Raw genomic sequence first — 23,454 nt, 5'->3', positions numbered from 1 at the left:
ATATGCCGCCCTTTCGTGATAAAATGCTTCTAGCATCATTACAGAGAGATTGTTAAGGAGGTGTTTGTCATAAACAAGACAAACCCATTTCCGTATGCCGCTGATGTGAAGCGGTATCATACATGGAATTATCATTTGCGCAGCCATTTTGGACATAAAGTATTCAAAGTTGCTCTCGACGGAGGCTTCGACTGCCCAAACCGGGACGGCACTGTAGCCTATGGAGGATGCACATTCTGTTCCGCTGCTGGATCCGGTGATTTTGCCGGCAGCAGAGTCGATCCGCTTGAGAAGCAGTTCAACGATATAAAAGAAAGAATGCACCGTAAATGGAAAGACGGAAAGTACATGGCCTATTTTCAGGCATTCACCAATACTCATGCACCGGTTGAAGAGCTTCGCGAGAAATATGAGTCTGTTTTGAAACAGGAAGGAATAGTCGGGATATCGATTGCGACACGCCCTGACTGTCTGCCGGATGACGTAGTGGAGTACCTTGCCGAACTCAACGAGCGGACTTACCTTTGGGTGGAGCTTGGACTGCAGACCGTACATGAAAAAACCGCCAGCATGATCAACAGGGCGCATGACTATCAATGTTATGTAGAAGGTGTAAACAAGCTGAGAAAGCATGGTATCCGAGTCTGTTCCCATATTATCAACGGACTTCCCCAGGAAGATTACAATATGATGATGGAAACAGCCAAAGAGGTCGCAAAGCTTGATGTACAAGGAATCAAAATTCACCTGCTTCATTTACTAAAAGGTACCCCAATGGTTAAGCAGTATGAAAAGGGACAGCTTGAATTCCTCTCATTCGAAGAGTATGTAAGCCTTGTCTGTGACCAGCTTGAAATTCTTCCACCTGAGATGATTGTTCACCGTATTACGGGTGACGGCCCGATTGATTTAATGATTGGCCCGATGTGGAGTGTGAACAAGTGGAATGTATTGAATGCCATTGACGGTGAACTTCAGCGCAGAGACAGCTGGCAGGGAAAATTCTATAAAGCCGGGGTGGAAGTATGAAGCTTGAAAGAGTCCTTCCGTTCGCACGCCAATTGCTCTCTTCTGCTGTAAATCCTGGGGATATCGCCATTGATGCCACACTTGGTAATGGCCATGATACCCTTTTCCTCGCGCAGCTGGTCGGAGAAAACGGACGAGTATATGGTTTTGACATCCAGGAGGAAGCTCTCTTCAACACCAGGGAAAGACTACAAACCCACAACTTGCAGGAACGTGTGACTCTTTTTAAACAAGGGCACGAAACAGTAGGCAATGTCGTACCTCCTGTTCATTATGGGAAAGTCACTGGAGCCATTTTCAATTTGGGCTACCTGCCTGGCGGAGATAAAACCATAGTGACCCGCCCTGATACGACGCTAAAAGCGATTGAAGCCCTTTTGGATATGATGGCACCTGAAGGCATCATCGTCCTTGTCATTTACCATGGGCATCGGGAGGGCGCCGTCGAAAGAGACTACATTCTAAGATATGTGGAAAGGCTCGACCAGAACTATGTCCACGTTCTGCGCTATCAATTCATGAACGGCATTAATAATCCGCCGTTTATAGTTGCCCTGGAAAAAAGATAAAGGATGTCCCATTTGCGGCTATATCATCAAAGTAAAAAGCGAAAATAATACAACAATAAGGAGGGCGAAATCACTTAAGATTTCTTCCTCTTTTTTGTGTACTTATCAAAGAATTAATTCTGTCTTAAGCATTATTTCTAATAAGTGCATATCAATAACACGCTTAAAGGGTGAGAGCCTCGGCCCTCACCCTTTAACTTTTTTATTTGTAAATCAATACTTTACCTACAGTTTTGTCAGCACTTTGACCAACAACACGGAATTTCAAGCCGTATTCAGGGACGTTTCGGCCTGCATCTACAAGGCCTTTGTTGCTGTAATCTGCACTGTCATTGAACAATGGATTGCGTTTTGTGTAATTATCTTTCATTGTGATACCCAGGAGATCAGAGTAATCCAAGAACATTTTCTCAGACTTTTCAAGGCTGAATGCCGCATCATGAACCTGGTAGCGGGTCGATGCAACAGAACCGTCACTCCAGTAGTTTGTATGCTGGTCAGCATCGACTACCCCTACAAAGCCATCGCCAGGGTGAAGTCCAGTCCAGTTTTCGCTGTACTGCTTATCGACATACCATACGACTAGACCTTCATCAAATGTCATCAAGCTTTCGCCACGGCGAATGTTCTCAAGACCTTCATCCACCCCATTGTGGCTTCTCCACTCTAACAGGTAGTAATGATCAGAGCGTTTGATACCATCGTTTTGCTCAAAGCCTGCAAGCGTGAATTGAGTGTCTCCCTCAGCATCATCAAACAAAACTTCTTCCCCGTCTACTACAATTGAAAGATCATCTGCAAATAGACCAGGATTTGAAACCGCTGCATCTGTTACATATTCAATCGCCACTTCAACTTGCTGACCAACATAATCGGAAAGGTCGAAGGAAGCATCGATCCAGCCGTCAGAAGAACCTGTGATTCCATTTCCAAGATTCGAACCATGTGGATTGGTGTTAGTTGTGATATCACTTGCCACCGGCTCACCATTGACTGTTACATAAGCATAATCCCAATCCACTTCAATGTCATACCAAGCTTTAAAATTGAACTCGGCAGTTGTAGCATTTGTTAGGTCTACAGTTGTCGAAATTTCGTTGTGCAAGTCATCTGCACTTCCAGAGAAGTATGCATTTTTGCCGCTTGCCGGCGCTGTAATAACTGTTTCCTTTTGTGGAAGGTTAACTTTTACTACATCATTGTTCGTACCTTTGGTTACTGCTTCATCAAGAAGAACATCAATACCACTGCTGGTTACCTCGTCAACACTGATCTCTGTACCAGTCAGCCAGTTGCCTTTAGTTCCTTCACTGTCTACAACCGCTGACTCTTGAAGCATTTCTTTCATATAAGGACTGAACCCAGTCGGCATTGTACCGCCGATTTTACCTGCCCAGCTTCCGCTTGACATGATGGACCAGTAACTTACCGGCTCGCCAGCACCTGTATATTGAGTGTCATACTCATCCGGTAAACCTAAATCATGACCAAATTCGTGGGCCATAACGCCAACTGCTCCGTCTTCCGGCTCGATTGTATAGTCATATGCTGCCATTTGACCTCCCCAATATGGAACTTCAGCTTCTGTACCTTTAAGTGTATGAACGCCGCCAAGATTCCAGCGGTGAGACCAGATTGCATCAGACCCTAAAGATCCGCCGCCTGCTTCTTCACCTACACCAGAGTGAATGACCATCAAGTGATCGACAAGTCCATCCGGCTCCAGGTAGTTTCCGTCTCCATCCAAATCATATCGGTCCCATTTATCATAATCGGCAATATTCACAGTCGGATCTGCAGCTGCTGCTTCCAATGCTTCTTTAACCAGACCGCGTGCATTTACGTCACTGCCATCATCAGTCGGATAGTTTCCGCCATATTCAGCCGCAGGTTTGCTTGCTGTATACCAGCCTGCTACTTCACCTTCTACTGAATAGCTTCCGCCTGATTGCTGTTCGTAGTATTGCTTCATCGATACATAGGTTTCTCCGTCAGGGCCGACCCAGCCCCCGTCACCAAACAGCATATCCTGATAATGTTCAGGGGAGTATGCATCTTCACCTTCATAGTACATATCTGTTTCATCAGCACTCAAAGTATTATGAGGCTTGTCCGGATAATCGACTAGAAGAACCAATACTTTATCAGTTCGCATTTTTCCATTATATGCTTCTTCTTGGACTGGATCTGGTGAGTTCCTTTTAGCTTGTCCAAGCTTGTTTCCCTTACCGCTGGTCAAACTGTTGTTCTTCATTTCTTTTTGCAATTGTGCTTTAACTTCTTTTTCTTCGCCATGAAGTTCTCCTGCTTCTTTTTCAGCCGCATCCGCTTTTTTTGCAAGGAATTTATTCAGGGCTGTCTGTGCTTCAGCAGCAGTCGCACCCTTTTCAATTACTCCTTCTTTTTGAAGCATTTCAATTAAACGGTCATCATTTGCAATCCCAAGATCAAACGGACCTCCATGATGATGTTCCACGGCCTTAGCAGGCTTAGCCAAAACGTTCTGAGGTGAAAGAGTTGCTGCAGAAGCGGGAACTGCAAACGCCCCGATACTCATGGCAGCTGTCATCGCTAAAGATAACACTTTACGTGATTTCACACGCGATTCCTCCTTTATGTAAATGAAATGTGATTTTTCCTTAACAAATGTAAATATAACTTATTATTCAGAAAAATACATCGACTCAAATAAGAAAGGAATCTATAGTACTATAATATTTTTTTACGCCTAGGTCTTAAGGTAAGTTTAATACCATATAGTGGAACTATTATGGAAATTATCCCGAGTAAAACAATGAGTCCTACAACTCAAAAAATTACTAAATATAGCCAACACTTGGTTTTATCAGGTAAAACACCGCTCCAAGGACCCTTAAAAATCCCATAAAAAAGATGACCATTTTCATGGTCACCTGCTGGTGGTCAGGAAGTTTTCTTCCATCCCTGTAACTTCCGATATATTTTTCCATTATAATAAAAGAACTTTGTCACCCATCCAGACGCATTGAGGAACTCTTTAGAAAAAGAGTATACCTTTTGCTGTTTCCATGCTTTCTCGTCTGAAAGATAGACACCAATCAGACCCTTGTTGATCAGTCGATGAAAGTTGGCATGGGGCAGCTGGCTCGTATTTTCATCTGCCTTTTCGAGGAAGTGCAGCAATCTTCGTTTTAACTCTTCTTCGCTCTCGTAATAGAAACAGAAGTTTAAATCTCCGCCTTCTACATCTTCCTCCTGATCGATAAAGTAATCAAGGAGGATATGCAACCCTTGAATATAAGGGAAGTATCCATTCCGGATTGAATCTGCCTGAAAGCCTTGGAAATCTTCCCTGAGTCCATATGACACCAGGCAGAAGATGCCCAAAGTCGATCCCGAGCAGGCTGAAAATTCGTACCAGTCCATTTCCGGCAGTGTATCTTTATACTGATTAAACCAACTTTTCAGCCTGTCGGTTCTTTCTTCTTTTTTAACATGCTTATGTATTTGCAAATCGCAATAATAGTCACAGAGTTCAAGCAGATATGGTTTAATGGAAGAGTAGCCCGGCACTTCGGACAGCACAGACTGGCAAGCTTGTACAAGCCCCGCTAGATAACCGCCATCCTCCTGATCTTCTCTATGCCGATAATATTTCCTCAGAGGTGCCCCCACCGTCAGGGCATCTTTCATAGATTCATGCAGGGCCGAAAAGTCCTTAGGATCAAGCGATGTGCTCCTGTCACATAGATTATCAAGATAATCGCTTATTGTCTGGTAAGCGACAATAAACTTTATCGCCTTATCCTTCTCCATTAAAGCCAGCAGCGCCAGTATGGAGCCTCCTTCACAATGAAAGGTCTTGTGACGGATGCTCGCGAGTGCCTGAGTTCTAAGCTCTTCGTTAGGGATCGCTTGTGCTTTATGTGTCCAATGAGCCAGCTCCCTATGGACAGCAGGGAAAACCTTGCGATAAACCTGACTCATCAATGAAATAGGATGAGTGGGAATGGACATATACATCACCTCACACTAGTTTCTTCTGGGATTTTACTCCTGTACGACGTAACCGATTGCTTTTAATCTCGATTCCACGAATGTTTTCGCATATTCGAATACTTCATCACGCTCAGGCTCATTAAAAATTTCATGATAGCATTTAGGCCATTCTTTATAGTGCATTTCTGAAAGCGAAAGTTCATTGAACCATTTTTTCACGAGAGACTTATCTACAATCTTATCATCTCCGCCTTGCATGACTAACAAAGGAATATCAGGCATTTTTTGAATGTTCACAAAAGCCTGCTTGATGGCATGTTCGAGTTCCCGGTACCATCTGACTGAAACCTTCGTTACGTATAATGAGTCATTACTGTCGATTTCCCTTACTTCCTCGTTTCTGGTAGCAAGGTCAACCGTTAACCCTGACGAAAATTTCACATGCGGTGCAACCTTATTGAGAATGTGAGAAAGGAGTTCCAGCGGCTTTGGAATCGAATCAACCAGTCCCAGACAAGGAGAAGACAAAATCAAACCAGCGATATTGATATGGGATTCCTGCATCAATCTTGCCGCAACCAATCCTCCCATGCTGTGTCCAATCACAAACACCGGCAAGTCAAATTGATAAGCGGCCTGGACCCAATCCTTCACTTCAATGATATATTCATCAAACGAATCGATATGTCCTCTTTGTGCCCTAGATGTCATCCCTTGGCCCGGAAGATCTCCCATAATCACGTGATAGCCTGATGTCCGCCACATTTCAATGAGCCACCCGTACCGGCCATGATGCTCCATTGCCCCATGAATGATGACAATGACCGCCTTCGCTTCCTGTTCAGTTTCCCATTTCCACATGGCTATTCCTCCTTATTGCAACCTTTAATATGATAAACTCAAATTATTAGATATATTATACCTGCCTTTTGAAAGGAGAAGCAAAATGATTTATGAATACAATGGTAAAAAACCAAAAATTGCTGAGAGTGCCTATATTGCTGATTATGTAACCATAACGGGTGATGTAGAAATCGGCGAGGAATCCTCTGTCTGGTTCAACACGGTTATCCGCGGGGATGTTGCACCGACAATCATCGGCAGCAAAGTAAATATCCAGGATAACTCGGTTCTTCACCAAAGCCCCAACAATCCATTGATCCTGGAAGATGAAGTCACAGTCGGTCACAGCGTTATCCTGCATAGCTGCAAAATCAGGAAAAAAGCATTGATTGGTATGGGCTCCACCATCCTGGATAATGCAGAAATCGGTGAAGGCGCGTTCATCGGTGCAGGCAGCCTTGTCCCGCCGGGTAAAGTGATTCCACCGAACAGCATGGCCTTCGGCAGACCGGCAAAAGTGATCAGGGAGTTAAACGAACACGATATCAGCGAGATGAAAAGAATCTCCAGGGAATACGCTGAAAAAGGCCAATATTATAAATCATCGGAGCCTCTTAAGTAATAGATTCTACTGTTTTTTACCCATTATCCCTTCCAGGTATTCTTTTTTTTGCAGGGAAAGTATAATGTTGAAAGGATTTCGCCCTCTCCTGGACGATGGAGGGGGTAAATCTTTTTAGAATTGTTGGCCACGGCAGGCTGATTTTTGATCTGCAGGGGCTAATTAGTCTTTTAACACGGTCGATTTGAGTTTTTTCCCATTCCACAGGGTCTAACATGCCTTTTAACACGGTCGATTTCTTTTTTCTTCAATTCTACAGGGTCTAACCAACCTTTTAGCACGGTCGATTTCTTTTTTCTTCAATTCCACAGGGTCTAACCAACCTTTTAACACGGCCGTTTTGAGTTTTCTCACATTCCACAGGGTCTAACTTGCCTTTTAACACGGCCGATTCGAGTTTTCTCGCATTCCACAGGGTCTAACTTGCCTTTCAACACGGTCGATTTCTTTTTTCTTCAATTCTACAGGGTCTAACCAACCTTTTAGCACGGCCGATTTCTTTTTTCTTCAATTCCACAGGGTCTAACCAACCTTTTAACACGGCCGATTTCTTTTTTCTTCAATTCCACAGGGTCTTACCAACCTTTTAACACGGCCGATTCGAGTTTTCTCGCATTCCACAGGGTCTAACATGCCTTTTATCAAGGTCGATTTCATATTCACCCATTCCATAAGATCAAATAAGCCCACTAATCCCTCTAATTCTAATTCTTCGCTTTGCCAATGGCGACATCCCCCTTAGACGTCCACATCCCCCAATCATCGTACTCTAACGGCAGCCCCAAATTATTTCCGAAACAAAAAACCCGAAGCAATATGCCCCGGGCTGTAAACGATTATATTATGATTATGCTTGAGCCTGCTGTTTAAGAGCCTCTGCTTTGTCAGTGCGCTCCCAAGGAAGATCAAGGTCGCTTCTGCCAAAGTGGCCGTAAGCAGCTGTCTGTTGGTAGATTGGACGGCGAAGGTCAAGCATTTTGATGATTCCAGCTGGACGAAGGTCGAAATTGTTGCGGACAACTTCAATCAATGTCTCTTCAGAAACATCGCTTGTACCGAATGTGTCGATGGAGATTGATACAGGTTGTGCTACACCGATTGCGTATGCAAGCTGAACTTCACATTTATCAGCCAATCCTGCAGCGACAAGGTTTTTGGCAACATAACGTGCAGCATATGCAGCAGAACGGTCAACTTTCGTCGCATCCTTACCAGAGAATGCTCCGCCGCCGTGACGTGCATATCCGCCGTAAGTATCAACGATGATTTTACGGCCAGTCAAACCGGCATCCCCTTGAGGTCCACCGATAACAAAGCGTCCTGTTGGATTGATGAAGTATTTTGTATCTTCATCAATAAGCTCTTTTGGAACAACCGGGTCGATTACATATTCTTTCAGGTTACGCTGGATGCGCTCTAAAGAAACTTCCGGATGATGCTGTGTAGAGATGACGATTGTATCGATACGAACAGGTTTGTCATTTTCATCATACTCAACTGTTACTTGAGTCTTACCGTCTGGACGAAGATAAGGAAGTACATCGTCTTTACGTACTTCAGTCAAGCGGCGGGAAATTTTATGAGCTAATGAAATCGGAAGAGGCATAAGCTCTTTTGTTTCATTACATGCGAAACCGAACATAAGACCTTGGTCTCCAGCTCCGATTGCATCGATTTCTTCGTCACTCATTTGGCCTTCGCGGGCTTCAAGCGCCTGGTCAACACCCATTGCGATATCAGCAGACTGCTCATCGATAGAAGTCAATACAGCACAAGTTTCAGCATCGAAACCATATTTAGCGCGAGTATAGCCAATTCCCCTGATTGTTTCACGAACAATTTTCGGGATATCTACGTAAGTACTTGTTGTAATCTCTCCAGCAACCAACACTAGACCAGTTGTTACAGATGTTTCACAAGCAACACGTGCATTCGGGTCATTAGTCAGGATTGCATCTAGGATTGAATCGGAAATTTGGTCACAAATTTTATCTGGATGTCCCTCCGTTACGGACTCAGATGTAAACAGACGACGTTTTTTTGACATCGGTGTTCCTCCCTTAAGAAAAATAATAAGCGAACAGAAATCAGGTCTGTTCTCAATACGTAATCACGGTACTCATTCCCTTAGTAGTATGAAGTAAACATAAGCATTTTATCAAAAGACTTCATCTACAGGGCTGGAAAATTTCCAATAAAAAAACCTTCCCGTCTACTTTAGAGGAAAGGTTATGATTTAAGCCGCGCCTTTCACTCTTATCGATCAAGGAAAACCTTGCATCAGATTAGCACCTTTGCTTAGAATAGCTCTTTGAGCAGAGTAACTTTCATCCGAATAAGCATTACCGCTTAAATCATGTAAAATGATTCTGGTTCAACCAAAAAGAAAACGTACTATCTCCTTGTTTGGACCAATCCTTTTGAATGTCCTGTCCAAAGTTCTTAAAGCAGGTTGCTGGGTTTCATTGGGGCTGTCCCTCCACCGACTCGGAATAAGAGTATCCGTTCAATGCTAAATATTAACGTACTTTGTCAAAACGTGTCAACAAATTTATTTAATGCCAAATATTCTGGCTACTCAACGTCTTCCCGTTCTCCTGTAAAGGTGGAAGATTCTTTCTTAAATTTAAGATTTTATGCTTAATTTCCCGTAAAACTTCCTATATAATATAAGAATCATATTGAAAACGGTAACATTTCAGCACCCTTGTAATAGCATAACTTAATATATATATAACAAATCTTTTATAAAATAAATGTTTACTCCCTTTTATTTTAGACTAAATCATTAATACAGCCCTTGAGTCAGCGCTCTCATAAAATAACGATTATTGTAAGGACAAATGTGACAATTTAAAACATCGTTTAAAAAATACTTAATTAGTATAGACTAATTGTTTTATTGTGTTATACTAATCTTGAGAAACAAAGGGGTATTTATATAAGGCTCTCCTTTTTTCAAGGGATGGACAAAAAGGGGAGCAATAAATAACGTACAAAGGAAGGTTATTTAATATGACTTCAGTTAGCCTGTCTAATAAACTTAATGAATTACTTAATGGGAAAAATACGAAAGTTCAACTATCGGTTCCTCAATTAGTTGAGAAGGTTATGAATCGAAACGAAGGAATCCTGACTAATTCAGGTGCTGTCCGTGCAGAGACAGGCAAATATACTGGCCGTTCTCCAGAGGATAAGTTCATCGTTGAAGAACCTTCTATTAAAGATAAAATCGAATGGGGTTCTGTTAACAGGCCGATCTCCGCAGAAAGCTTTGACAAACTCTATAATAAGGTAATTGAATACTTACATGAAAAAGATGAAATTTTTGAATTTAAAGGATTTGCAGGTGCAGATCCGAAGCACCGCATGCCGATCAGGGTCGTAAACGAGTATGCTTGGCATAACCTTTTTGCCCACCAGCTTTTCATTCGCCCTACTGCTGAAGAGCTTAAGGATCATAGTGCTGAATTCACAGTCATCTCAGCTCCAACTTTCAAGGCGGATCCTGATGTAGATGGAACAAACTCGGAGACGTTCATTATTGTATCTTTTGAAAAAAGGACAGTATTAATTGGCGGAACAGAGTATGCAGGTGAAATGAAGAAGTCCATTTTCTCTGTCATGAACTTTATACTTCCTGAAAACGATATCCTTTCCATGCACTGTTCGGCAAACGTTGGCCAGGAAGGGGATGTAGCATTGTTCTTCGGACTTTCCGGTACTGGAAAAACCACTCTATCCGCTGATCCGAACCGCCGCTTGATCGGTGACGATGAACACGGCTGGTCACCAAATGGCGTTTTCAATATTGAAGGCGGCTGCTATGCAAAAACTATCGATCTTACTCGTGAAAAAGAACCGCAAATCTTTGATGCTATCCGCTTCGGTTCTGTGCTGGAAAACGTAATGGTTGATGAAGACACACGCATTCCGGATTATGAAGACAGCACGCTGACTGAGAATACACGTGCAGCCTATCCGCTTCAAGCGATCGATAATATCGTGGATCCAAGTGTTGCGGGTCATCCGAATACAATCATCTTTCTTACTGCAGATGCATTCGGAGTATTGCCTCCTATCAGCAAACTGACAAAGGAACAAGCGATGTATCATTTCTTAAGCGGATATACTTCTAAATTAGCAGGTACAGAGAGAGGAATCACTTCTCCACAAGCTACTTTCTCAACGTGCTTCGGGTCACCATTCCTGCCGCTTCCTGCCACAGTTTATGCAGAGATGCTGGGCAAGAAGATCGATGAGCACAATGCGCAAGTCTATCTTGTCAATACCGGCTGGACTGGCGGGGAGTACGGAGTTGGAAACAGAATGAAGCTTTCCTACACACGCGCGATGGTTCAAGCTGCACTTGAAGGTGAGCTGACTAACGTTGAAACGGCTACAGACGATATCTTCGGACTTCAAATTCCGGTTAATGTACCAGGTGTTCCTGATGAAGTACTTCAACCGCGCAAAACATGGTCTGACGAAGAAGCCTATGTAGAAAAAGCAAAAGAGCTTGCTGGCAAATTCAAAAATAACTTCAACAAGTTTTCAAACGTCCCTGAAGAAATCAAAGCTAAGGGCGGACCGATTAAGTCATAATAAAATAAAGCGGCGGACTCCATTTAGGAGTCCGCCTTCTTTGTTAAAGGCTCTTTTCTTAAACTTTGTTGCTATTTAATATTAATTTCCTGAGATATGCCTTGATTCACAGTAAATATACTGGTAAAGAAGCAAGAAAAGAGCTAATTCACATTGTTCAGAGAGAAAAAAGCCCATGTCTCCAAGGGAAAAATCCGGCTCCTTGGATTTTTCCAAGAGCAACAATATATACAAAAACAGGGGAAATACTAGGTTTTATAGAAAAATCTCTTTAGTTCGTGCTGTTTAGCGATATCAATTCATATGTAATAACTGTTTCCGCATTTTCCCATTGAAGCTTTGTAATTCTTCCGATACCGTTCGTTTCGCCATCTTTCGTTCTTTTAACTTCAATAGGAATTTCCATAGGATATAAGCGATACCCTTCCTTTACAAGCTGAAATGTATTTTCCTCAAGCCTTTTTTCATTGCCTTTCGTGACAATCATAGTGTTTAATTCCAGACCCATACCCATCGTGTTACACTCCCTTTAACTGTATTTTTTCATCCAGCTGCATACCATGACGACAATCTCCCTGTTGACCGCTGGAGGAAAGTAATGTGTATACTCCTCAAAATAATAGGAATCCACCTTTTTGTCCAGTTCTTTCAATCTCTTTTCGAGCCTGTAGGCATGTTCAATGGATACATTATGATCTCGGGCTCCGTGAACGATAAGGATCGGAGCCTCAATCTCTTCCAGCCTATACAAAGGCGTCCTCCACTTGTATCTCATCGGGTACTTTTTAGGAGTCCCGCCAATCACCCTCTTCATCATCCGCCGAAGGTCTTTCCTTGCACCATATGTCAGCACCATATCTGACACCCCGCCCCATGTAACAACAGATGCGGCTTCTTTCTTCTCGATCCCGGTAAGCAGAGCCATCACGCCTCCCCGCGAGAATCCAAAGACATGCACCTTCCTGCCGGAGACACGGGGATAGTCTTTCAACAAATCAAAAGCGGCAAAAGCATCCTGACGATCGTCCCCCGCAAAATCCTCATTGCCTTCTCCCCCTTGGTTACCCCTGTAGAAAGGGGCAAACACGATAAAACCTTCCGAAGCAAACTGAGCAATACGGGCCGGCCGCACCTGGCCGACATTCTTGATTCCCCCTCTTAAATAAAGAAAACCGGGATAAAGCCCATCATCTTTTGGCTGTGCAACCATTCCTTTGATCCGGAGACCGTCAGCATAGTATGTGATTGAAAACAGCTCCACCTTAGGATTCGGTGATGGGAAAATTTCTTTTTCTAGTATTGTCCCGCTCTTCATCTTCTCATCCTTTCTTAAAACGAGTGCCTATATATAAGACAAGCTGCTGCCTAAAAATTAAGTCCAATATCCTTTTCTGATGGGCTTTAGTTTGCAAAAGACTAACTAACGTCTTCTAAGGTCTTCCTAGAGGACTTTAATCCCCATAAAGACAATTAACGTCCTTTAAACCCTTCCTAAAGGTCTTTATTTTTTAGGCTTTGTTAGTTAATGACATTGTTATTCCAGATTAAATGCAGATTATCCGAATCTGTTTTTAACAAAGCCAATTTAAAAAAACAAATTATCGTCCTCTAAACCTTTCCTATAGGTCTTTCTAAAAAACTAACTAACGACCAGCCTAAACCGATTCAAAGTCAAAAACTAAACCAGCATCTATCCCCTTTATCCCCTAAACCCACAAGCAATAATTCAAACAGACAAGCTTTCAATTTACCATAACCCTCTATGTGACATAGGCTATCACACATTTTTCATTTTGACATACGATAGGTAGCAAACAATATATATGTCTGTCATCCGGGCGCAGCGACTCATTGCAGCCACTATGCCCCGGGCCATGACCTGACAAAAGGAGAGGAACCAATTTGAAAAGGCTGCTGAAGATTAGTTTTTCTTTATTTATGATCCTCATTCTCTCAATCGGTGTCTTGGGCTGTGCAAACCAAGAGCAGGAATTAGAAAAGGTGAGGGTTGCCGAAGTTACCCGTTCTATTTTCTATGCTCCTCAATATGTCGCCCTTGAAAAAGGCTTTTTTGAAGAAGAGGGCTTGGAAATTGAATTGACCACCACATGGGGCGGAGACAAAACGATGACCACCCTGCTTGCTGATGGGGCTGATGTGGCACTGGTTGGATCAGAAACAAGTATTTATGTCGATTCTCAAGGCTCAAGTGACCCTGTCATCAACTTTGCACAGTTAACGCAAACGGATGGAACCTTCCTTGTTTCCAGGGAAAATGTAGAGAACTTTGATTGGGAGCAGCTGAAAGGCTCGACGTTCCTTGGGCAGCGCAAAGGCGGCATGCCGCAGATGGTGGGCGAATTTGTATTGAAAAAACAAGGTATTGATCCGCACAAAGACCTAAACCTGATTCAGAATATTGATTTCGCCAATATTGCTAACGCTTTTGCTTCAGGTACAGGTGATTATGTACAGCTGTTTGAACCAACGGCTTCCATTTTCGAAAAAGAAGGCAAAGGCCACATTGTTGCATCTTTTGGTGAACAATCCGGTCATGTACCTTATACCACATTTATGGCAAAAGAAAGCTACATGAATGAAAATAATGACACTATTGAAAAATTCACACGAGCGATTTTTAAGGCTCAAAAGTGGGTGGAAGAGCATGATCCGGCTGAAACAGCGGAGATCATCCAGTCATACTTCGAAGATACCGAACTAGATATCATCAAAACGGTAGTCGACCGTTACAGAAGCCAGGGCTCCTACGCCACTGACCCGATTTTGGATGTAGAAGAATGGAATAACCTCCAAAATATTATGGATGAGGCCGGTGAGCTTCCAGGCCGGATCGAGCATGATAAATTGGTGAATACCACTATAGCTGAAGAGGTCATAAGTGAATAAAGTAAAAGAAAGTCACTGTTGGTTAGTCCATTTTAGGGCTAGCCTCTCTTCTCATTTACAATAAAAAACAAGGAGGGATAAGGGTGGAACTGCTGGAGATCGAACAAATTCATCATACCTATTTCACGCCAAATTCTGCTACAACAGCTCTGGAAAATATCTCCCTGACTGTCCAAGAAGGGGAATTCGTCTCGTTTCTGGGTCCGAGCGGCTGTGGAAAAACCACATTGCTTTCTATCATTGCTGGATTATTTAAGCCGAGTGCAGGGACTGTCAAAATTGAAGGAAACACTCTTGAAAAGAGCAGACATAAGATCGGCTACATGCTGCAGCAGGACTATTTGTTTCCCTGGAAAACGATAGAGGAAAACATCCTGCTCGGTCTTAAGACAATGGATCTCCTAACTTCTGAAAAGAAAAATTGGGCACTGAACTTACTCGACGAAATCGGCTTGGAAGGGGTTTCCAAACAATTTCCAAATCAATTATCTGGAGGAATGAGACAGCGCGCGGCACTCGTCAGGACTTTGGCGGTGGAACCTAAGCTGCTGCTCCTTGATGAACCTTTCTCTGCCCTCGATTATCAAACAAAGCTTAAACTGGAAGACCTCGTGTTTGAAACGTTAAAAACATTTAATAAAACTGCACTCCTTGTGACCCACGATATCGGGGAAGCTATCGCTATGAGCGACAGAATCGTCCTCTTGTCAGCCAAACCCGGGAGAATCCATCAGATTTTTGATGTCCCTGAAGAACTGAGAAAATCTAAACCCTTCCAATCAAGAAACCATGAAGCTTATTCAGACTGCTTTCAACTCATATGGAAGGAGTTGGAGACTCTTGAGTCCACAAAATAACATTGAACAACAACATAAACAGTTTTTACAAAACCTGAAAAAAGAAAAAAAAATGGTACGCCTCTACCAGCTCTTAATCTTTATTTCCTTCTTCTCTTTATGGGAAGCCGCAAGCAGAGCCAAATGGATCGATCCGTTAATTTTCAGCTCACCTTATAAAATATGGAACTTGCTCATGCAAAAAATGGGAGACGGCTCTCTGATTACCCATATTACGATTACCTTGGGAGAAACGGTGGCAGGATTTATCCTCGGAACTCTGATGGGAACGATGCTGGCTGCTTTATTGTGGTGGTCGCCCTTTCTATCAAAGGTTTTGGACCCGTATCTTGTCATTTTGAATGCCATGCCAAAAGTGGCACTTGGACCGATCCTTATTGTAGCACTCGGTCCCGGGCTGACATCCATCATTGCAATGGGTGCCATCATATCCGTCATCATTACAAGCGTTAATGAAAAAGTTATACCAAAAAGAACATAAAGAAGGACGCCCTTTGAAGGCGTCTTTTCTTATGCGTTCATTCGTTTATTCATTGCTTCGTTTACCTTGCGATTCGTATTTTCAATAGCCGCTGCCGAAGGTCTTCTTGTTTCGAAAATAACCACGTTATACTTCCCGCTTTTACTTCTGAACGTGTCAATTTTCTTCATACGCTCAACCCCTTTATACAAGATATGAAGAATCCGATTGTCCAAATTCCTTTCACTCGCATATGTGGTTTTCAAGGGGGGCGTTTGTGACGAATAGCAACAAAACATTTTTGGAGAATTCCAAAGTCCCAGGAAGCCGTATAAGCGTTTCAGAATGTTATGGCTGTATTACCGTTCAAATTATATTTAAACTTCACATTCAGGGGGAGAAAAAGGTTTGATGACACCTTAGCGTTATACCGTTATTATTGAAGACAAAAAAAGGACGCCCCTGATAGGGACGCCGTTATTCGTTATAATTGCGATTGAATTTCTTGCATTCGTTCAATGAATTCCTTTTCGATTGCAGGATAATCAACTTCTTCACCTTTGTCGATTTTCTTCAAATTTGAAGCACTAAAATCTTTGAACGATTCAACTTCTTCCGTCAAACCACGCTCAACAACGTCGTCTTCAAAATAGTTGAAGTAGGCGATTGCGCTTGAAAGAAGCGTGTGCGTTGCAGAACCATTGCCTTCCCGATATTCGGAATCAGGACGCATTGCTTCTATGTTCCATTCAACAAAAAATTCGAATGTGGCGAATTCGGTCTTCTCGACTGTCCAATCATAAGTAAGGGAAAGTCCGTACAAATCTTCATATACTTCATATAATTCGTCAGTAAAGTTTTTTCCTAACCGATCAAGTTCTTCGGTATTTCCTTTTTCGTATTGCTTCCTAATTTCATATGCAACCTTCGCAATGTTATCAAATTGTTTTGTTGCGCCTTTTTCTGCAATGTCGTCTTCAAAATATTCGATATATGGAATTGTGGAAATCGCTGCACTATTAAGTGCCGAATATTTATCAACGTGTATATTCTGAAATTCCGAATTTCCTCTTAGATCATCAATCTTTGAACGGATAAATTCTTTTAGAGTATTAAATTCCGACTTTACTACTGGCGACATTTCATCACCTTCTGCTTCTTTTACTTCTTGGACATCACTATTCTTCACAACAACAGAATTATCTTTTTCAGACTTGTCCTTTTCATTCGTCACTTCAACAACTTCATTATTGGATTCAGATTCCGCCGCCTTGACCTTTGCTTCCTGCTGCCCTTGTTCTACTGTATTACAACCAACCAACAAACTTCCTGCGACAAAAAGTGTTCCAAATGAAGCAAGTTTTTTCATTATTACACACCCTTATATAGATTCTATCTCAATTTTAACATACATAAATTGTAAGAACGAGTATCCTATTATAAAAGTGAGTTAATTTTATGTCTTGTATTATGTAAATTAAGTTTATCAAGGTTTGAAAAAATAAAGTTTGCTTCATAGATAGATATATGCGACCTGAAAACAGTATGAATAATATCGTTTACCAAAATTGATTTGAAATAGTCGCTCTTCTTTCCATAATTCTGACCTAGTTCAGAAAAATTATAAGTATCAAAACCTGTATACTGATAAATAACTATATGAATTGTAGACCTTAAGCGACCAAACAATTCTTTTGAAGGTTTATCTAAATCATCAACCGTAAGACCTTCGTTATTCAAATCCTTTCCAAATTCTTTTATTGCAACTAATATCCAATGTATTGTTGATTCATTTTCACGGAAATCTTCTACACTAGGAAGCCTTAATTCTTCCATCATGTTTTGAATTCTTATTTCAACATTTTCCACAATATCGCCCCGCTTTGAATTATAGGATACAAAACAACTTAAATAAAAAACAGGACTTCAATAAGCCCTGCTTTGGAGTTTCCCTGACTTTAGTTCATTTTCCATTCAAACGCGTTTGCAAACTCTTCAACTTCCGGAGATATCTTTTCAACTTCAGAAGCAGCTAACACAACGTCTGTCATTGGTTCGCTATCATTCGGAACAAATTTCGCTAGATCAACAGTATATTGAAGAACTCTCTTATCTTTAACCATAACACCAACTGTTAAAGTTTCCGCACCCTTTATATCCTCTTGTTGAAGAAAATCATAAGTTTGACTTAAAACATGTTGTGCTGCGAGTCCTCCTTTCAGTTCGTCATTCATGTAAACAGTAGCGGTAATATGTTTAGTGATATCCCTAGCGTCTGTAATATCAACATTTGTTGCATATACGAAAACCGAAGTATCTATGGAAGATTCTTCTGATTCCTCCGTTGATTCCTCTTCACTTACTTCCTCTTTCGGTTCTTCATTTACTTCTTCTTGCGGTTGCTCATTTGTTGAATTCTCTTCGCTTGCTTGTTCTTCCGTTTCATTTGAACTACAACCTATCAAAAGACCTACAAGCAACATTAAACTAAATATTATCTTCATAAATGTCCCCCCCAAAAAAATATAACACTAGTAGAAATTCTACTTGTATTACCTTTATTTTACAAGTGTTTTTGAAATAAAAAGGCGACCGAAGCCGCCATTACTTTATATTCCAAGTTCTTTCAGAATCTCGTCAAGTTTGTTGTATAAATCATTTGCGCCACGAACGGATTCTTTTCCACGATTGTTGACGCTTGTCAGTTTACCGTTCACCTTTATTGCAATACCGTCTTCATGACGGAAGATCCGAACCCCGTCCAATTGAGCCGTCTTTTCACCGACAAATGTCGCCTTGAAAGTTCCGTTTGTGATTTGTTTGTTTTCCATCTTTAACGCTTCCTTTCATCTGTTATAATAGATTCGTAACACTTGGAGAAGGGACGGACGGGGAAGCCGCCAAGCATAACCCCCGCCGAATCCTTTCTTCCCTTAAATATTTGAAGCATAGTGAACACGTTCGCCATTAGCGTTGACAAAGTTAATTCCTCTTTCCCCGATTGCTTCCGCTGTCGTGTACGTTGTGGAAGTTCTTTCTCCTAACGTTAACGCCGAAAAATCCCCTTCTACTTCATACGCAAGCAAGTCCGTACCCATATAATTGAACTTCACAACCCGTTTAATGTTTACCGTGACACCCTTTTCGGCAAATTCCGCTTCAATCGTTTTGACTGTATTTTCATTTGCCAAAATTTCTGCATTGGCTGAATTGAATGCCGTTGCTTCTTCCGAAATACGGATTGTAGGGTCGACAACGGCTTGTCCATCAACAGTATATTGCGTTTGATCGATTGCAGTATATGTCGCTGCGTCGTCCGCTTGTTGAGCATACGTTTCCAGTTCTGCAATTTGTTGATTTGCCTTATCAAGTTCGCTTTCCAAACGGTCGATTTCCGCTTGAATTTCCGCTTGTTCTTGTGTTCCGTCCTGTGCTGCCAAATCTGATTGAAGTTGGTCAACCTGATTCAATAGCTGATTTCGTTCTTGTGTCAAGGAATCAATCGTTGCATTCGCTTCTTGGACACTTGAAGAATATAAGTTTTTCAAGCTATCAAATTGACCTTTCAAGAACTCGTTATCCTGAACTGCTTCCGTCACTTCCTGCTTCATATTGTCCAGATTGCCTTTGATTTTGTTCACCGATTCGCCGCCTGTCCAAACAATACCCGTAACCGCAATTCCGCCTGCCAGTCCCGTCGCAATAAATGTTTTTGCCATTGTAGATAATGCCATTATAACACCCTTCCGATAAGTATTTTTTGTTAATCGTTATCCATTGACCGAGCCAACCAACGACAATTGACATCTATTCATCAATCACCCCTTTCAATGTTTTTTTTGACGCCAATCCTTCAAGAATCAAAATCCGGTAATGAATAGGAATCGCTTTCCATTCCTTGACGATTATTCTCATAGGAAACGCCCGTACCCTTGAAGTTCGAAATCTTGAACATTGATACCCTTTGCAGCTTCCAAAACTTCATTCACATCAAATCCGAAAGAAGTCGCCATTTCAATTAAGGCGTCAAGACGTCCCTGATAATACTCAGCGTCTTCCTTCATTCCGAATTGTTGGAAGTGATGAAGAAGATTGTTTGATAGGGCAATTTTTGCAGCAATAGAATTGAAGATTTTCATATTCTCTTTCACAACCCTTTCCAAGCATTGATATTTTGTTGTTACATTATTCGAATTCCGTTTTTACCTGACCCGTTATCAAGTCGTAATAACAAACCATTGTTTCGCCTGTTTCGTCCCTTAAAAGTTTTCCATATGGAAACAAAGGGAAGTCTTCGATTTCAAAAGATTCTGTAACGAAGTTTTCCTTGATGAAATCGTCAACCTGTTTTTCTGCTTCTTTCATTCGATCACCCCCGCCTTCCTTCGTTATAGTCGTGCTTGTCCTAGCATTGCCGCCGTTTGGAGTGCGTCGGTCTTGGGGAATGTTGAAGAAAATTCAAAGGTTTCTTGCGTGGAAAGATTAGAAGTGACGGTGTAACGTATTTACGCTTACCCGTCATTTAACTAACTGTCTTCATGTTAGCGCATTTACGCTTACCCGTCAACAACTTTATTTACTTTTTTTCGGGATTGCGCCATAATGCTAATATAGAAGGGAATTATCCACTATTGAAAGGAGGAAAACAAAATAATGTTAAAGTTGAGATTGAAGGAACTTTATAAGGAAAAAGGGGTTACACAAAGGGAAGTTTCAGAAGATTTGGGGATAAGACAAGGAACTCTTTCAGGTCTAGCAAACAATGCCCGATCAAGTTGGGACATAGATATATTGTTAAGTTTACTTATTTATTTTGAAATAAAGGATATTAGAGAATTAATTGAATATGAATCACCATTAGAATTCATTGAACAAATGAACAATAATTTTAATTTAAACCTTGAAAAGAAACATTTTATAGATTTTATTAGAGAAAGAAATGATTTGAATAATAAGGATTCTAGTGAATATCTAAAGTATTATATCAATTCAATAAATTATAGTAATATAAGCAAAAATAATAAAAATGACTAAGTGAAAGGGCGACAACCTAACGATAGGAAGTCGCCTTTTTCTATTTATCCGTGCCATGCTTCATTGCCGCTTTTCGGTCGACTGCCCGTTTTTGTGCGGTGTAATTATAAGCGCTTCTGTCTTCCTTAATCGGCTGCAAGCTACCCGAATGCAAACGATAAGATGAACGTTTTCTTTTGGAATATTTGATTTGCATACTGTTACCTCCTTTAAGCGTCGGGATCATTTTCGTTTATTGCGTCCACAAGCCACGGCTTCCCCGTCCGGCTTTGGTAAAACGTCCGTCGTCGGTCTGCAACCGTTCCTTTATAACCGAGAATCCCAAGCGCACGAAATTCTATTTCTGTTTGCGTCAAATTGCTATAATCAATCCCATTCGAAGCCAATATTTGAATAAAGAACTCCTTTCGCATTTTCGGCATTATAACACCCCCTGAATTACTTGCTTCATTCGTTTTATATTGAACGCTTCCACGCTTTCGGACGGCTTTTCTCCGAACAATTCAAGTCGTGTATCCCGTGCAGTTTTGTCGGCTTCCTCTATTGTTCGATAAGAGCCGATATACGTCCCTTGAACCGAAACCATGAAAGTTCCATTACTGTTTTGGTAAACATTCCTCACTTTCAGAACGCCCCTTCCTTGCCGGAATTGAAGGTTTTTCCTTACCGTAACATTTTCAAGATTATCTTTTCGATTGTCCAGCCTGTCACCGTTTTTATGATGACATTGCAGACCTTTTGGCGTATTCATCAGAAACCTATGAAGCCGAACCATTGTACCGTCTTTCTTCAAGCCCCGAACGTATAAACCGGAATTGCTTTCAGTTAAATGAAGAGACGTGAATGTTTCATTTAATGCTGCAATGTCTTCTTCGTCTACAAACACCAAAAAGTCCCGTCCCTTATGCTTGATGGATACTAGACCGCTGTTTTCACCTATCCGTATTCGATTCTTCAATTGTTACGCCCCCTTTAAAATAAATAATTGACGGGTCGCAATGCCCGCCTTTCTCTTATGCTTCGTCTTTGTGAATGTCAATCAACTTGCCAAGTTCCTTCAATTCTTTTTCAAGGTCTTCATTCGATTGTTCCGAGAATTTTCTTCGATCGTCAATTTCTGTTGTCTGCTTCACTTCCGACCTATCCACAAGAAGACCATTCATCTTTGCGTAAAGTTCGGCAAACTTATAATGTCCTTCCTTTATCGCCTTGCGTTCAACCATCTTCGTAAATTCCGAAACTGATTCTGACATTTCTTCCATTGCCCTTTTATGCAGAGCCGTCTTGAATTCCGGTTTCTGCCTGATTCGATAAAGCTGCCGTTCAGAAATGCCAACTTCCTTTGCAACTTCTGCATATGATTTCGTTCCTTTATTGCCGACCGCTTCAACTGCCTTTATTTCCGTATCAGATAACCCTTGCAAATAGTCCATCTATTACACCCCCTTCTTTAATCGTTTTTGTCGCTTATAATATAGGTTGGTTGGAACTGTTTTATAGTCCGATTTCTGATTGTATTTATAAGCCGCTTTGTCCATTTCTTCTAATTTTCGAAACAATAATTCAAGTTTCAATTCGAAATAGCGTTGTTCTTCGTCCATAACAATAACCCCCTTCTATACAAAAATAAGGGACGACCTAAGCCGCTCCGTTCAATGACCTTCGACAAGAAAAAGTGCCATACTAACAAGATAAAGAGTTTGAAGGGAATCATACCTTAATAGCAGATAACCCGAATTCCTGTCGTTGGTCAAAGTTATCTATTTTCAATTTCGTTATAAGTGCTTTCCTTTATTTTCTTTTGTGCCAGGTCATCAAAACCAAGCATTAATAATTGCATAGGATTCAGGGAATCAACGTCCAACTTTCGAAGTCTGTCCGTTTGGGAAATGTTGTTTTTCTCCGTGTCCTGAATCTGCTTTTTTGTGTCTTCGTGTCCGTCCTTCTTGTAACCTTCCGCAATATCGTGAAACGGTGCTTTACCATTGTCAAACTTCATATAATCGCCCCCTTCCGTAATTCTTTTCTAATCCTTCGAACATCAATATTCTGCAAGCCGCAAATCTTTGCAATATATTCAGGCGTAAATTCTTGTTCAGCTAAGAGCATATTTTTCGCTTGCCTGATTTTCGCTTTCTTCAACCGCAATTTATATTCTTTGGATACTTCTTCACGACGGGCAGCTTTTTCAATTTCAAACGCCTTTAGCCGTTCTAACCTTTGCTGACTTCGTTCAAGAAGCAAACTTTGATTTTCCACACGCTTATTCTTCATTTCTTTCGCCTTTAGTTCAGGAAAACTAATTACGTTTAAATGCTTCGGTCGTTCAACAAAAGGACTTTTCCCCGCTTCCAACCTTCGTATAGTACGAACGGGCAATTTTGTTACCTTTGCAATTTTGAATACGTCGTTCGGCTGACTATTGTTCAACAAAGATAGAGCATGTTCAATTTTCGGTTCGATAATCTCCCTTACTTCTTCCTTATGCAAATCCGGTTCTTCTTGATTGGGATATAATAATTGTTCCGTCACGTCGATCAATTCGAATCA

General features: G+C 41.4%; 28 protein-coding genes, 1 pseudogene and 1 riboswitch. Of the genes and pseudogenes, 8 read left to right on the top strand and 21 right to left on the bottom strand.

Annotated features, from left to right (window positions below):
• Positions 1-69: 69 nt before the first annotated feature.
• The gene (locus tag BSG1_RS08160) at positions 70-1,029 is read left to right on the top strand and encodes a TIGR01212 family radical SAM protein (RefSeq protein ID WP_044022603.1); all 960 of its coding nucleotides are present in this window, start codon (positions 70-72) and stop codon (positions 1,027-1,029) included.
• Entirely contained in the window at positions 1,026-1,598 is a 573-nt protein-coding gene (locus BSG1_RS08155; RefSeq protein WP_006836502.1) for a class I SAM-dependent methyltransferase, read from the top strand. Before BSG1_RS08160 ends, BSG1_RS08155 begins: the two co-directional genes overlap by 4 nt.
• A 202-nt stretch (positions 1,599-1,800) precedes the next feature.
• Here the strand turns inward: BSG1_RS08155 and BSG1_RS08150 are convergent, their stop codons facing one another.
• From BSG1_RS08150 to BSG1_RS08140, 3 genes are all read right to left on the bottom strand, one after another.
• Positions 1,801-4,197 (bottom strand): immune inhibitor A domain-containing protein, encoded by a 2,397-nt coding sequence (locus BSG1_RS08150; protein WP_044022596.1) that lies wholly within the window; start codon positions 4,195-4,197, stop codon positions 1,801-1,803.
• 323 nt (positions 4,198-4,520) lie between these two features.
• Positions 4,521-5,594, bottom strand: coding sequence for a tetraprenyl-beta-curcumene synthase family protein (locus BSG1_RS08145; protein WP_006836499.1), 1,074 nt, complete (start codon positions 5,592-5,594; stop codon positions 4,521-4,523).
• Between the two features lie 33 nt (positions 5,595-5,627).
• Complete coding sequence (locus tag BSG1_RS08140; protein ID WP_006836498.1) at positions 5,628-6,437, bottom strand: alpha/beta hydrolase; 810 nt, start codon at positions 6,435-6,437, stop codon at positions 5,628-5,630.
• Positions 6,438-6,522: 85 nt separating this feature from the next.
• On the opposite strand from BSG1_RS08140, the gene BSG1_RS08135 reads away from it, so the two are divergent.
• Complete coding sequence (locus BSG1_RS08135; RefSeq protein ID WP_006836497.1) at positions 6,523-7,041, top strand: gamma carbonic anhydrase; 519 nt, start codon at positions 6,523-6,525, stop codon at positions 7,039-7,041.
• An 847-nt stretch (positions 7,042-7,888) separates the two neighbouring features.
• Here BSG1_RS08135 and metK read toward each other — a convergent pair.
• Positions 7,889-9,088, bottom strand: coding sequence for a methionine adenosyltransferase (gene metK, locus BSG1_RS08130; RefSeq protein WP_006836496.1), 1,200 nt, complete (start codon positions 9,086-9,088; stop codon positions 7,889-7,891).
• Positions 9,089-9,294: 206 nt separating this feature from the next.
• Positions 9,295-9,540, bottom strand: a riboswitch (SAM riboswitch).
• A gap of 516 nt (positions 9,541-10,056) precedes the next feature.
• On the opposite strand from metK, the gene pckA reads away from it, so the two are divergent.
• On the top strand, positions 10,057-11,646 hold the full coding sequence (gene pckA / locus BSG1_RS08125; protein ID WP_006836495.1) for a phosphoenolpyruvate carboxykinase (ATP): 1,590 nt from the start codon (positions 10,057-10,059) through the stop codon (positions 11,644-11,646).
• 271 nt (positions 11,647-11,917) lie between these two features.
• Here the strand turns inward: pckA and BSG1_RS08115 are convergent, their stop codons facing one another.
• The gene (locus tag BSG1_RS08115) at positions 11,918-12,160 is read right to left on the bottom strand and encodes a DUF2584 domain-containing protein (protein WP_006836493.1); all 243 of its coding nucleotides are present in this window, start codon (positions 12,158-12,160) and stop codon (positions 11,918-11,920) included.
• A 15-nt stretch (positions 12,161-12,175) separates the two neighbouring features.
• On the bottom strand, positions 12,176-12,961 hold the full coding sequence (locus BSG1_RS08110; RefSeq protein WP_006836492.1) for an alpha/beta hydrolase family protein: 786 nt from the start codon (positions 12,959-12,961) through the stop codon (positions 12,176-12,178).
• A 587-nt stretch (positions 12,962-13,548) separates the two neighbouring features.
• Between BSG1_RS08110 and BSG1_RS08105 the strand changes: the two genes are divergently transcribed.
• The 3 genes and pseudogenes from BSG1_RS08105 to BSG1_RS08095 all read left to right on the top strand — a co-directional run.
• The gene (locus BSG1_RS08105; protein WP_006836491.1) at positions 13,549-14,553 is read left to right on the top strand and encodes an ABC transporter substrate-binding protein; all 1,005 of its coding nucleotides are present in this window, start codon (positions 13,549-13,551) and stop codon (positions 14,551-14,553) included.
• An 83-nt stretch (positions 14,554-14,636) separates the two neighbouring features.
• Positions 14,637-15,410: an ABC transporter ATP-binding protein gene (locus tag BSG1_RS08100; RefSeq protein WP_006836490.1), complete on the top strand. Its 774-nt coding sequence runs from the start codon at positions 14,637-14,639 to the stop codon at positions 15,408-15,410.
• Positions 15,343-15,861, top strand: a pseudogene (locus BSG1_RS08095) (ABC transporter permease); the annotation flags it as partial. The gene BSG1_RS08100 and the pseudogene BSG1_RS08095, both read left to right, overlap by 68 nt.
• 59 nt (positions 15,862-15,920) lie before the next feature.
• Here the strand turns inward: BSG1_RS08095 and BSG1_RS20815 are convergent.
• The 8 genes from BSG1_RS20815 to BSG1_RS08060 form a co-directional block, all read right to left on the bottom strand.
• Positions 15,921-16,061, bottom strand: a complete 141-nt coding sequence (locus tag BSG1_RS20815) for a hypothetical protein (protein ID WP_156791438.1) — start codon at positions 16,059-16,061, stop codon at positions 15,921-15,923.
• Between the two features lie 293 nt (positions 16,062-16,354).
• Complete coding sequence (locus BSG1_RS08090) at positions 16,355-17,239, bottom strand: hypothetical protein (RefSeq protein ID WP_006836487.1); 885 nt, start codon at positions 17,237-17,239, stop codon at positions 16,355-16,357.
• 68 nt (positions 17,240-17,307) lie between these two features.
• Entirely contained in the window at positions 17,308-17,739 is a 432-nt protein-coding gene (locus BSG1_RS08085) for a hypothetical protein (protein WP_006836486.1), read from the bottom strand.
• Between the two features lie 89 nt (positions 17,740-17,828).
• The gene (locus tag BSG1_RS19785; RefSeq protein WP_052302373.1) at positions 17,829-18,374 is read right to left on the bottom strand and encodes a hypothetical protein; all 546 of its coding nucleotides are present in this window, start codon (positions 18,372-18,374) and stop codon (positions 17,829-17,831) included.
• A gap of 105 nt (positions 18,375-18,479) precedes the next feature.
• On the bottom strand, positions 18,480-18,701 hold the full coding sequence (locus BSG1_RS08075) for a hypothetical protein (RefSeq protein WP_006836484.1): 222 nt from the start codon (positions 18,699-18,701) through the stop codon (positions 18,480-18,482).
• Positions 18,702-18,803: 102 nt separating this feature from the next.
• Positions 18,804-19,604 (bottom strand): hypothetical protein, encoded by an 801-nt coding sequence (locus BSG1_RS08070; RefSeq protein WP_006836483.1) that lies wholly within the window; start codon positions 19,602-19,604, stop codon positions 18,804-18,806.
• 177 nt (positions 19,605-19,781) lie between these two features.
• Positions 19,782-20,009, bottom strand: a complete 228-nt coding sequence (locus tag BSG1_RS08065; protein WP_156791437.1) for a hypothetical protein — start codon at positions 20,007-20,009, stop codon at positions 19,782-19,784.
• A gap of 46 nt (positions 20,010-20,055) precedes the next feature.
• Positions 20,056-20,235 carry a hypothetical protein gene (locus BSG1_RS08060; protein WP_006836480.1) on the bottom strand — a complete coding sequence of 60 codons (180 nt, stop codon included), beginning with the start codon at positions 20,233-20,235 and terminating at the stop codon, positions 20,056-20,058.
• A 288-nt stretch (positions 20,236-20,523) separates the two neighbouring features.
• Here BSG1_RS08060 and BSG1_RS08055 point away from each other — a divergent pair, with 288 nt between their 5' ends.
• Positions 20,524-20,904, top strand: coding sequence for a helix-turn-helix domain-containing protein (locus tag BSG1_RS08055; RefSeq protein WP_006836479.1), 381 nt, complete (start codon positions 20,524-20,526; stop codon positions 20,902-20,904).
• A gap of 40 nt (positions 20,905-20,944) precedes the next feature.
• Here the strand turns inward: BSG1_RS08055 and BSG1_RS20810 are convergent, their stop codons facing one another.
• The 7 genes from BSG1_RS20810 to BSG1_RS08030 all read right to left on the bottom strand — a co-directional run bounded on the left by BSG1_RS20810 (position 20,945) and on the right by BSG1_RS08030 (position 23,445).
• On the bottom strand, positions 20,945-21,100 hold the full coding sequence (locus tag BSG1_RS20810) for a hypothetical protein (protein ID WP_156791436.1): 156 nt from the start codon (positions 21,098-21,100) through the stop codon (positions 20,945-20,947).
• A 13-nt stretch (positions 21,101-21,113) separates the two neighbouring features.
• On the bottom strand, positions 21,114-21,326 hold the full coding sequence (locus BSG1_RS08050; protein ID WP_006836477.1) for a hypothetical protein: 213 nt from the start codon (positions 21,324-21,326) through the stop codon (positions 21,114-21,116).
• Complete coding sequence (locus BSG1_RS08045) at positions 21,326-21,862, bottom strand: HNH endonuclease (protein ID WP_044022593.1); 537 nt, start codon at positions 21,860-21,862, stop codon at positions 21,326-21,328. The genes BSG1_RS08050 and BSG1_RS08045 overlap by 1 nt, the downstream gene beginning before the upstream one ends.
• A gap of 55 nt (positions 21,863-21,917) precedes the next feature.
• Entirely contained in the window at positions 21,918-22,337 is a 420-nt protein-coding gene (locus BSG1_RS08040) for a phBC6A51 family helix-turn-helix protein (protein WP_006836475.1), read from the bottom strand.
• Between the two features lie 3 nt (positions 22,338-22,340).
• Entirely contained in the window at positions 22,341-22,505 is a 165-nt protein-coding gene (locus BSG1_RS20805) for a hypothetical protein (protein ID WP_006836474.1), read from the bottom strand.
• A 155-nt stretch (positions 22,506-22,660) separates the two neighbouring features.
• The gene (locus tag BSG1_RS08035) at positions 22,661-22,903 is read right to left on the bottom strand and encodes a hypothetical protein (RefSeq protein ID WP_006836473.1); all 243 of its coding nucleotides are present in this window, start codon (positions 22,901-22,903) and stop codon (positions 22,661-22,663) included.
• Positions 22,900-23,445, bottom strand: coding sequence for a hypothetical protein (locus BSG1_RS08030; RefSeq protein WP_006836472.1), 546 nt, complete (start codon positions 23,443-23,445; stop codon positions 22,900-22,902). Before BSG1_RS08030 ends, BSG1_RS08035 begins: the two co-directional genes overlap by 4 nt.
• Positions 23,446-23,454: the final 9 nt, after the last annotated feature.

The sequence above is a fragment of the Bacillus sp. SG-1 genome, assembly GCF_000181495.1.
GTDB lineage: Bacteria > Bacillota > Bacilli > Bacillales > Bacillaceae_B > Rossellomorea.
Note: the sequence above shows the minus strand (reverse complement) of the source record. Positions and strands in the feature narration are given on the sequence as shown.